We start from the raw sequence: 10,801 nt of genomic DNA, 5'->3' as shown, positions 1-10,801 counted from the left end.
AAATATACTCTGTAAAGTCGCTTCCATGCGTTTCTCCTGCTACTACCATTATCCTTAATGGCATGTTGAATTATTGGTGATGTAAGGCGCTATCTCTTCCTTTTATTTGTACAACAGTGGATTATGTGGACGGCTCACAGAATGACTTATGACGCCGGCACATATATTGTCTTATGACGCCATATGTACTATAAATGTTCTCAAGCATAGAAGGACAGACTTTAGAGTTATAATACGCATGGAATCTTCCGAAGATCGCTAATTTTGGCGAAATTGTGCAAAGATACTTTAATGTTTCCGTATTCCCCCAAAGTCTATCCCCTGGTATCGACGCCATATTGAAGCTTTTCTGGCTGATCATCCCAATGTAGGACTCAGATCTCATTCCGCTAAGAGTGTTACTGACTGGCTTGAACTCACTGGGAGAGATACCAATAATAATAGCTGGCAATTCCGTCAAAAGGTCGATGCCCTTCGATTGTTGATCTGCCACATCTTGAAACTGCCCTGGAGAAGTTACTTTGACTGGGCACACTGGTCTACCGGGTAGCAGGCTCTTGAAAAGAGCCACCCTACGATTACCCGCACTTATGAGATGATTCTTAAGACGGTGGAAGATCCAAAAAACCATTTGGGGAAGAACTTCCCTGATTAGAATCGGAAATTTCTTGTTGTAACCAGACTCCCCGACTATTCGATCAGCACCGAGCGCTGCCACCTCGGATGGATCAACCGGTTTCTCTATTTCCATAAAGAGAAGTATCCCTGCAATTGTGCTGAAACTGATGTTGTTCCTTTCTAGAACATTTATCGCTTCAACGCAAGGTTTCTGGGAAACTGCGGAATCTGGTGTACTGGACAGCCCCTAGGAGATATTGAAGGAAATAACAGAACAACGGGCGATCTAACGCACCTTAAATGAGCGCATCAATCAAAACCCAGGGATGTTAAATCAGTGACGGCATGCCCGGGTAGATAACCCGGGCAGACTATGCATTACCACAAAGGCAGGTCGGTGGTTCCCATCAGGTACTCGTCCACTGCGCGGGCGCATTGACGGCCCTCACGGATGGCCCATACGACCAGGGATTGACCCCGACGCATGTCACCTGCAGCGTAAACGCCATCGATGGAAGTTTTGTAGGCTGATCCTCCCTCGGTGGCCGCCTTGACGTTACCCCGGTTATCCAGATCAACACCCAGCTCTTCCAGCAGACCTTCATGTACGGGATGAACAAATCCCATTGCCAGGGTGACCAGGTCAGCTTTGAGTTCAAATTCGGACCCGGCGACTTCTGTCATTTTCCAGTTGCCGGCGGAATCTTTCTCCCACTCAACCTTTACGCAGAGAACCCCGGCCAGATTACCGTTGCCATCATCGATGAAGTTCTTGGTCGCCACCTGCCACATGCGATCACACCCCTCTTCCTGGGAGCTGGAGGTGCGCATTTTATTGGGCCAGTTAGGCCATGTGGTGCCCTTTTCCTCTTTTTCAGGAGGTTGAGGCAGTATCTCTAACTGGGTTACTGATGCAGCGCCGTGTCGATGTGATGTACCGATACAATCTGATCCGGTATCACCACCACCGATTACCACGACATGTTTTCCGTTAGCGGAGATAAAGTCATCTACCTGGTCGCCCTGTACTTTATGGCTGTTACTGCGCAGGAAATCCATTGCGAAGTGCACACCATTTAACTCGCGGCCTGGAATCGAAAGATCGCGGGGCTTTTCGGAACCGCCAGTCAGCACAACGGCGTCAAAATCATCGATCAACTGCTTGCCTGGAAGATCGACACCAATGTTGATGCTGGTCTTGAATTCCACACCTTCTGTTCGCATCTGAGCCATACGGCGGTCGATGATCTTTTTGTCGAGCTTGAAATCCGGAATGCCGTAACGCAGCAAACCACCGATTCGATTCTGCTTTTCATAGAGCACGACCGCATGACCCGCTCTGGCAAGTTGCTGAGCTGCTGCCATGCCTGCCGGGCCTGATCCGACCACAGCAACCCTTTTGCCACTCTTGTGATCGGCAATCTGGGGCTTGACCCATCCTTCATTCCAGGCCTTCTCGATAATGCTGAACTCGATGGTTTTGATCGTTACCGGACTGTCATCGAGATTCAGGGTGCAGGATGCCTCGCAGGGTGCGGGACAGATGCGACCGGTGAATTCAGGAAAGTTGTTGGTGCTGTGCAGCACGTCGATTGCAGCTCGCCAATCACCCCGATAGACCAGATCGTTCCAGTCCGGGATGATGTTGTTGACAGGGCAACCCTGATGGCAGAAAGGGATTCCGCAATCCATGCAGCGCGCACCCTGTTGACTGACATTATCATCACTCAAGGGAATAACGAATTCACTGTAGTGTGTGACTCTGTCTGCCACCGGAGCATAGGTCCGGTCCTGACGATCGATCTCTTTAAATCCTGTTGGCTTACCCATGATTAGCGACCCCCATGGCTTGCTGCTGAGCCATCACTCTTTTTTGCCTGCATCTCTTTCAATGCACGTCGATATTCAACCGGCATGACCTTCACAAACTTCGGTAGCATGGTTTCCCAGTTATCCAGAACCCTTTTCGCTACTGCGGAGTTGGTGTAGTGCAAGTGGCGTTCAACCAGCTGTTTTAAGCGCAAATCATCGTAACGGGTCATGTCATGGCTCAGATCCACCATGCCGTGCGTCTCCAGATCCCCACCCTGGTGATCCAGGTCTTCCAGGGCCTGATCCTCTGCCTCTATCGGCTCCAGTTCAACCTGAGCAAGGTTACAACGATCGCCGAAGTCCCCCTCCTCGTCGAGAACATAGGCAATACCCCCGGACATACCTGCTGCGAAGTTTCGACCGGTTGAACCCAGGCAAACCACGACACCACCTGTCATATATTCACAGCCGTGGTCTCCCACGCCTTCGATAACCGCAGTGGCGCCAGAGTTACGCACACCAAAACGTTCACCACCGACACCGCGAAAATAGCACTCGCCTTTGATGGCACCGTACAACACGGTGTTACCCACAATGATGTTCTCTTCCGCTTTGCCGATAGCAGACTCTTCTGGTGGATAGATAACCAAACGTCCCCCGGAGAGACCCTTGCCGACATAGTCATTACCTTCACCGGCCAATTCGACAGTGATACCTTTCGCCAGCCAGGCACCGAAGGATTGGCCTGCGGTCCCTTTGACCTTGATATAGATAGTGTCGTCAGTCAAACCGGCGAGACCATATTTCTCAGCAACCCGGCCAGAGAGCATGGCGCCGAATGTACGGTTGTAGTTGTGAATGTCGATATCGATCTTCACCGCCTCAGCTGACTCCAGAGCCGGCTTGGCCAGCTCTATGAGTTTCAGATCCATGGCTTTGTCGAGTCCATGATCCTGAGTTTCGCTGTTGAAAATAGCCACTCCATCAGCTGCCTCAGGTTTTTGCAGCAGACGGCTGTAATCGAGACCTTTGGCCTTCCAGTGGTTGATCGCTTTGCGCATATCCAGGCGATCACTCTGCCCGACCATCTCATTCCAGCTCTTAAAGCCGAGCTCTGCCATCAGGCGTCGAGCCTCTTCTGCTACAAAGAAGAAGTAATTGATCACATGATCAGGCGTACCGGTAAAACGTTTACGCAATTCGGGGTCTTGGGTGGCAATACCGACAGGACAGGTATTGAGATGGCATTTGCGCATCATCAAACACCCTTCTGCGATCAGTGGTGCGGTTGCAAATCCGATCTCATCAGCACCTAACAGCGCTGCAATCACCACATCCCGGCCTGTTCTCATTCCGCCGTCAGCCTGAACTGCAATACGTCCACGCAGTCTGTTCAACACCAGGGTCTGATGTGTCTCTGCCAGACCGATCTCCCAGGGTGAGCCAGCATGTTTGATCGATGTGAGAGGACTCGCCCCTGTACCACCATCATACCCAGAGATGGTGACGTGATCTGCATGGGCCTTTGATACCCCGGCTGCCACGGTACCCACACCCACCTCAGAGACAAGCTTGACTGATATACGCGCTTTTGGATTGACGTTTTTCAGATCGTGGATCAACTGAGCCAGATCCTCGATTGAGTAGATATCATGATGGGGCGGTGGCGAAATCAGACCCACGCCTGGGGTCGAGTGCCGCACCCGGGCAATCTGCTGATTCACTTTATGGCCAGGCAGTTGTCCACCTTCCCCTGGCTTTGCACCCTGCGCCATCTTGATCTGAATATCATCGGCATTGACCAGATATTCAGTGGTGACGCCGAAACGTCCTGAGGCGACCTGCTTGATGGCAGAGCGCTCTGGGTTTCTTGTGCCATCCGGGAGCGGGTTGAACCTTTCAGGCTCCTCACCACCTTCACCGGTGTTGGACTTGCCACCGATCTGATTCATCGCTTTGGCCAGCGTTGAATGGGCTTCGTAAGAGATTGAACCAAAGGACATCGCCCCAGTTGCGAAACGCTTTACGATCTCACTCGCAGGTTCCACTTCATCCAATGACAATGGCTGATCAGCCCGTTTGAACTCAAAAAGCCCACGCAGTGTCAGCAGGATCTCATTCTGAGTGTTAACCGCATCGGCAAAAGTCTGGTAGGTATTCCAATCATTGCTACGCACAGCATGCTGCAGATTGGCAATGGTCTGAGGTGTCCAGTTATGGTCTTCACCCCGCAGTCGATAGGCATAATCCCCACCCACATCGAGATGCTTTTTATAGATCTGCTGATCGCCATAGGCCTTGTCATGCCACTTCACGGCTTCAGCTGCGACCTCACTCATTCCAGCGCCTTCAATGGTCGTTGTGGTACCGGTGAAGAAGTCATCCACAAACTGACTGGAAAGCCCTATGGCGTCAAAAATCTGCGCGCCACAGTAGGATTGATAGGTTGAGATGCCCATCTTCGACATCACCTTCTTCAGACCCTTGCCAATGGCTTTGATATAGCGATGTTGAGCATCCGGGAAGGACAGTGACTCTGGCAGATTGGGCAACAACGCCTGAATCGTATCGAAGGCCAGGTATGGGTTGACGGCCTCGGCACCATAGCCAGCCAATGTGGCAAAGTGGTGTATTTCCAATGCGCCACCTGTTTCCAGTACCAGACCGGATTCGGTGCGCAACCCTTTCCGGATCAGATGGTGGTGTATCGCTGAAGTGGCTAATAGAGCAGGAATGCCTACGTTGTCTGCATCCACTTTACGATCGGAGAGGATGAGGATGTTGTAGCCCTCTCTGACTTTATTTTCCGCCAGCTCACAGAGAACCTTCAACGCAGGCTTCATGCCTTTGGCGCCATTTTTTATCGGATAGATGATATCCAGGGTTTTGGTACGGAAGGCACCACCGGTATTGTCCTCAATGTGGCGTATGCGTTCCAGATCCTCGTTGGTAAGCACGGGCTGACTGACCTCGAGGCGCATATGTTCGCCTGCATCAGCCAGATTCAGCAGATTGGGCCTGGGCCCGATCAGGCTTACCAGAGACATCACCAGCTCCTCACGAATCGGATCGATCGGTGGGTTGGTCACCTGGGCAAAATTCTGTTTGAAGTAAGTTGAGAGATGCTTCGCTCTCAGTGACAACACAGAGGGCGGATTGTCCGCGCCCATCGAACCGGTTGCCTCCTGTCCTGTCAGTACCATCGGTGTCAGCAGGAACTTGATATCCTCCTGGCTGTATCCGAAAGCCTGTTGGGCATCCAGCAGATCTTCATCGTTAGGCGCCATTGGCGCTACATCTGAAGGGAGTGAATCCATGTGGATCTGGGTCTGATCAAGCCAGTCCTGATAGGGTTGTGCCTTGGAGAGTTCAGATTTTATCTCGGCGTCGTCAATGATCCGCCCCTGATCCAGATCGATAAGAAACATCTTTCCGGGTTGCAGACGCCACTTTTTAACAATCTTCTCTTCCGGTATGTCCAATACACCCATTTCCGAACCCATCACCACCAAGTCATCTTCGGTGATCAGATAGCGGGCAGGGCGCAGACCATTGCGATCCAGGGTCGCACCAATTTGACGACCATCGGTAAAGGCAACAGCTGCCGGGCCATCCCAAGGCTCCATCAGCGCGGCATGATATTCATAAAAAGCGCGCCGCTGCTCATCCATCTGTTTGTTGCCACCCCAGGCTTCTGGAATCAGCATCATCATCGCCTGAGCAAGGCTATAACCGCCCGCCACCAAGAGCTCCAAAGCATTGTCGAAGCAAGCTGAGTCGGACTGACCCTCTGGAATCAATGGCCAGATCTTCTCAAGATCATCTCCCAGCACATCGGAAGCCATGGAGTTTTTGCGTGCCCGCATCCAGTTGACATTGCCGCGCAGTGTGTTGATCTCGCCGTTATGGGCAATCATGCGGAACGGGTGGGCAAGATCCCAGGTCGGAAAGGTATTGGTGGAGAAGCGTTGATGCACCAGAGCCAAGGCTGAAACCATCCGCTCATCCTTAAGATCCAGGTAGTAATCGCCCACCTGATCAGCCAGCAACATACCCTTGTAGACCACTGTTCTGGATGAAAAAGAGGTGAAGTAGAAGTCACTGCTACCCTCCATTTCAGACTGTTCGATCTTGTTTTCTATCTGTTTGCGAATAACAAACAGCTTACGCTCGAAGGCATCCTGATCTGCACACTCCTCTCCACGCCCAACAAAAATCTGTTTAATCACAGGTTCCGTGGGAATGACACTGTAGCCAAGATCGGTGTTACTCACAGGCACATCACGCCAGCCAAGTAGCTTTTGTCCTTCCGATGCTATAAAAGATTCGATGATCTCTTCAGCCGCTGTGCGGCTGCCGCTGTTTTGCGGCAAAAAGGCCATACCAATGGCGTAATCACCACTCTCCGGCAGATCGAAATCTATCTCAGCACGAAAAAAGGCATCCGGAATCTGAAGCAGAATTCCAGCACCATCCCCAGCTTTGGGATCCGCGCCTACAGCACCACGATGGGTAAGCCGCTCCAGTATTTCCAACCCCTGTCGGACTGTTTCATAGCTTTTAACCCCTTTGATATTGGCAACAAAGCCGACACCACAGGCATCGTGTTCATTTGCGGGATCATAGAGTCCCTGTTTTGGTGGTAAAGCACCATGGCTCATTTCACAAACCTCATTTTGCCCGCCCTTGGCGGATACCAATCACGCCAAAGGTCATGCATATAACCTAAAATAAGGAAGTCACAACGGCGAATTAAGCCGCCAAGTGTCACAGAACCTTGCAGGATACTTGAGAAATGCCTCTCAATCTAGAGCCTGAGGCTTTTTTCATTAATCCAACAGATTCACTATCCTAAAAAAACCGCTATTCGGACTCTTAGATTACACCTTCATGGCGCTGAAATACCCTGCCGCATACCATGGCAATCTGGAATCCAAACCCGCAAAGCAGTGAATTGTTGAGTTCAGCACTATCAGCCACCCGGCGGGCCGGTCAGAGATGAGAAAGTTCTCGCCCAAACGCCACTTTTTTGTACCGCCAGCGGAAGTTGTGTTTGTGCCTTCAATGCCTGCTCCCGACTTTCAAAGCTGCCCCAGACAAGTGCATACCAAGGCAAGCCTTTTCTTTGCGTTTTCACTGTAAACACTTGATTAACCAGGTTATTTAACCTAATGAACCGTGAAAGCGAGGCGATATTTTCAACAGCTATTAATTGAAGCGTATAGTTTTGAGGTGGCTGTTCATGCGCCCACTCCATGGACAGGGTAAGCTGATCTTTTTGTACCGGTTTTGTCGGTGTCTCTATAGGCGGTAGAGTCACCTCGGCCAAATTTTCAGTCGCTTTACTCTTTATCTGGGATGGAATTTCATCTGCTATTTCTGGCTCCACCGCTTCAGCAGCCAGGCCAACAACTTCTGTAGATTCTGGGGACTGAGCGCCACTCACAGCACCTGCATCTGGCTCTTCGACAGGAGTCACCTGCTCTGCTAGACGTATCTCTTCTGCCGCCACTTGCAGCGACTCTTCTTCCGCCTCAGGGATATCGATGGTTTGCGGTGGCAGATCCTCAGCCAGGGGCGACTCTATCGGCACCGGATCGATTACCGGCTCCTCTACCAGAGTTTCAACTGCCTTATTACTTGCGAGATCCACATCTCCAACCGGAGTTTCAGGTAGTGAGGGTAGCAAATCAGCGCCAGAGTCGCTCTCAGCTTGGGTATCGACAAGCTCAGCTTGTGCAGTTGTGTCTACTTCATCTGGCTGTTGCGCATCATTACTGCTAACGGCTTCCTCTGGTGATGGCAGGACAATCTGACTGCTTTCCTGCCCTGTGACAGCTGCGGTTGGGTTCTGCTCTACCTCAGACGGGTCAAACAGCGAGTTGATCGGACCCTGAAACAGTAGCAGTATCAGAATAATGGAGAGAATGGGTACGCCAATCGTGACAAGCTGCTTTCTGTAAACACTGAGAAAAGGCTGATTTGTGCTGCCTAGCTGTCCAATCTCATTCAGGATTTCATTCGCTAACCGCCCCGGAACCCCTCCTGTCTCCCGATGTAACCGGCTTAATTTCGCCTCATCCAGGTAAAATTGCTCAGACAGCCCCTCACTCTTCAATACAAAGTGCATGAAGCCAGTTGCCTCCTGCAGAGTCAGTGCAGGCATGTCGATGGCCTGTATCGCTTGTGGTGTCATCACCTGCAGCTGAGGTGTTGAAAGCAGCAGATCAATCTGCTCATCAGCGAACAGGACGATACTGACCAATCTTGCACCTTCCACCTGACGCTCAAACAGACGCAGCAGGGTCATCAGGCTGGTTGGAGGAAGCATTTGCGCATCGTCAATCAGCAAGACGGGAACCCGACCTCTTTTCCTCAAAACCTCAAAGCGATCAGCGAGACGCTGCATCAGGTCTCCTGCAATATCAGGCAAGCCACTACAACGCGCAATAAATGCAAGTAGACGCTCAGGCTGCAAGGTTGGTTCAGCAGAAAAATGGCATACAACCCAATTCTCCGGCGCTGACTGCTGGAGTCTGGATGCTAAAAGAGATTTGCCAATACCCGCCGGCCCTCTGACCAACGGCACCAGCTCACTGTTCTCGATTAGATGACGAACGAGATCGAGGTGAGCGCTAACTTCTGGTGTAGAAAAGAACTCATTGGAATCAGACACTATTGTCCCCGCAAAAAAATGAGATCAATTAGAATAATGCACTAAGGTTTGCTCTAACAACTCTCTATCGAAATCATCAGTGACCAAAGATTGGCCGATTTCTTTAAGAAGAACAAGCCTCAACTGTCCATCCACAACTTTTTTATCAACTGCCATCAATTCAAGAAAGCGTGCTGGTGTCAGTTCTCTAGGTGGATTCACAGGCAACTTAGCCCGCTCTATGAGACGAATCGTACGATCAAACGACTGCTGTGAAAACCAGCCGAGTCTAAGGGATAGATCGGCGGCCATACACATCCCTGTTCCTACAGCTTCACCATGCAGCCACTCTCCATAGCCCATTCCAGTTTCTATAGCATGCCCAAAAGTATGACCCAGATTAAGCAATGCACGCTGACCGGCCTCTTTTTCGTCAGCCTCAACAACATCAGCCTTACATCGGCATGAGACCTGAATGGCATGGGCCAATAAAGCTGGATCTCGTGCCAGCAGGCCATCCATGTTCTCTTCAAGCCAACTGAAAAACGGCTCATCGACGATCAGTCCATACTTGATTATCTCAGCCAAACCCGATGAAAACTGCCTGTCATCAAGGGTTTTCAATGTCGCGGTGTCTGCCAGCACCAACCGAGGCTGATAGAAGGCGCCAACCATATTTTTTCCCAGCTTATGATTTACACCCGTCTTACCCCCGACAGAAGAGTCGACCTGGGCTAACAGCGTCGTTGGCACCTGAATAAAATGAATACCACGTTGATAGGTTGCCGCAGCGAAACCGGTCATATCGCCAATCACGCCGCCACCCAAAGCGATGAGCGTGGATTGACGGGTGAAGCGATGCTCAAGCAAAGCAGTATAAATACGATTCACCATATCCAGGGTTTTATACTGTTCACCATCAGGCAGAATAGAGGTCGCCACCTCATAGTCAGCCAGTGCATCAATGGTTTTCTGCAGATAGAGCGGTGCTACTGTTTCATTGCTCACCACCATAACCTGACGCCCTGGAATCGCTTCTCGGTAGTGGTCTCTGTCGGCATAGAGACCTTCGCCAATGAAAATTGGATAACTTCTGTCGCCTAAATCGACATCCAATCGTTTTTCATAGTTACTCAAGGCTTAAATCCTACGAATTAAGTGAAATGATCTGTTTACGTATATCCTGAACCACGGCCTGGGTGTTCCTGCCCTCAGTACTGACCAATATATCAGAGGTCTGTCTATAGAGAGGATCCCGTTCCTCCATCAGTGATTTCAATTTCGACTTGGGGTCATCAGTCTGAAGCAGCGGACGATTCTTATCTCTGTGGGTTCTCTCATACTGCTGCTCTACAGTACAGTGCAGATAGATCACTAAACCCCTTGATGACAAGACTTTACGATTCTCCTCGTTGGTCACTGCCCCACCACCAGTCGCTAGAACAATCCCGTCTCTTGCCGTTAATTCGTTGATCACCTCTTGTTCACGTAAGCGAAAGCCCTTTTCTCCTTCAAACTCAAATATGGTTGGAATATCAACACCCGTTCGGCGCTGTATTTCCTGATCGGAGTCGATAAACTCCTTTCGGAAATATTCGGCCAGCTGTCGTCCGACAGTGGTCTTTCCAGCTCCCATGGGGCCGATTAGAAATAGGTTTTGAACATGCATACAATCATTGATAAACCGAAGTGACAGAAGAGTAATGATCAACTTAT

Annotated in this window: 5 protein-coding genes and 1 pseudogene; 1 reads left to right on the top strand and 5 read right to left on the bottom strand. The window is 50.6% G+C overall.

Going from position 1 to position 10,801, the window contains the following annotated elements; translation table 11 throughout:
* Positions 1-679: 679 nt before the first annotated feature.
* Positions 680-802: pseudogene (locus tag AC4IE7_RS15490) on the top strand (phage integrase N-terminal SAM-like domain-containing protein); the annotation flags it as partial.
* Positions 803-996: 194 nt separating this feature from the next.
* On the opposite strand, the gene AC4IE7_RS15485 reads toward AC4IE7_RS15490, so the two are convergent.
* From AC4IE7_RS15485 to aroK, 5 genes are all read right to left on the bottom strand, one after another.
* A complete protein-coding gene (locus AC4IE7_RS15485) occupies positions 997-2,448 on the bottom strand; it encodes a glutamate synthase subunit beta (RefSeq protein ID WP_490777756.1) in 1,452 nt (483 codons plus the stop codon).
* Between the two features lie 2 nt (positions 2,449-2,450).
* Complete coding sequence (gltB, locus tag AC4IE7_RS15480) at positions 2,451-7,091, bottom strand: glutamate synthase large subunit (RefSeq protein WP_490777755.1); 4,641 nt, start codon at positions 7,089-7,091, stop codon at positions 2,451-2,453.
* A 311-nt stretch (positions 7,092-7,402) separates the two neighbouring features.
* Entirely contained in the window at positions 7,403-9,106 is a 1,704-nt protein-coding gene (locus tag AC4IE7_RS15475) for an AAA family ATPase (protein ID WP_490777754.1), read from the bottom strand.
* Positions 9,107-9,130: 24 nt separating this feature from the next.
* Entirely contained in the window at positions 9,131-10,222 is a 1,092-nt protein-coding gene (aroB, locus tag AC4IE7_RS15470) for a 3-dehydroquinate synthase (RefSeq protein WP_490777753.1), read from the bottom strand.
* Between the two features lie 10 nt (positions 10,223-10,232).
* Entirely contained in the window at positions 10,233-10,754 is a 522-nt protein-coding gene (gene aroK, locus AC4IE7_RS15465; RefSeq protein ID WP_490777752.1) for a shikimate kinase AroK, read from the bottom strand.
* Positions 10,755-10,801 lie beyond the last annotated feature (47 nt).

Source organism: Candidatus Thiodiazotropha sp. AKAK3, assembly GCF_058244645.1.
Note: the sequence above shows the minus strand (reverse complement) of the source record. Positions and strands in the feature narration are given on the sequence as shown.

What these genes read in the sequence shown, in the direction of transcription:
- AC4IE7_RS15485 (WP_490777756.1), bottom strand. Translation starts at nt 2,448, where the DNA reads ATGGGTAAGCCAACAGGATTTAAAGAGATCGATCGTCAGGACCGGACC.
- gltB (WP_490777755.1), bottom strand. Translation starts at nt 7,091, where the DNA reads ATGAGCCATGGTGCTTTACCACCAAAACAGGGACTCTATGATCCCGCA.
- aroK (WP_490777752.1), bottom strand. Translation starts at nt 10,754, where the DNA reads ATGCATGTTCAAAACCTATTTCTAATCGGCCCCATGGGAGCTGGAAAG.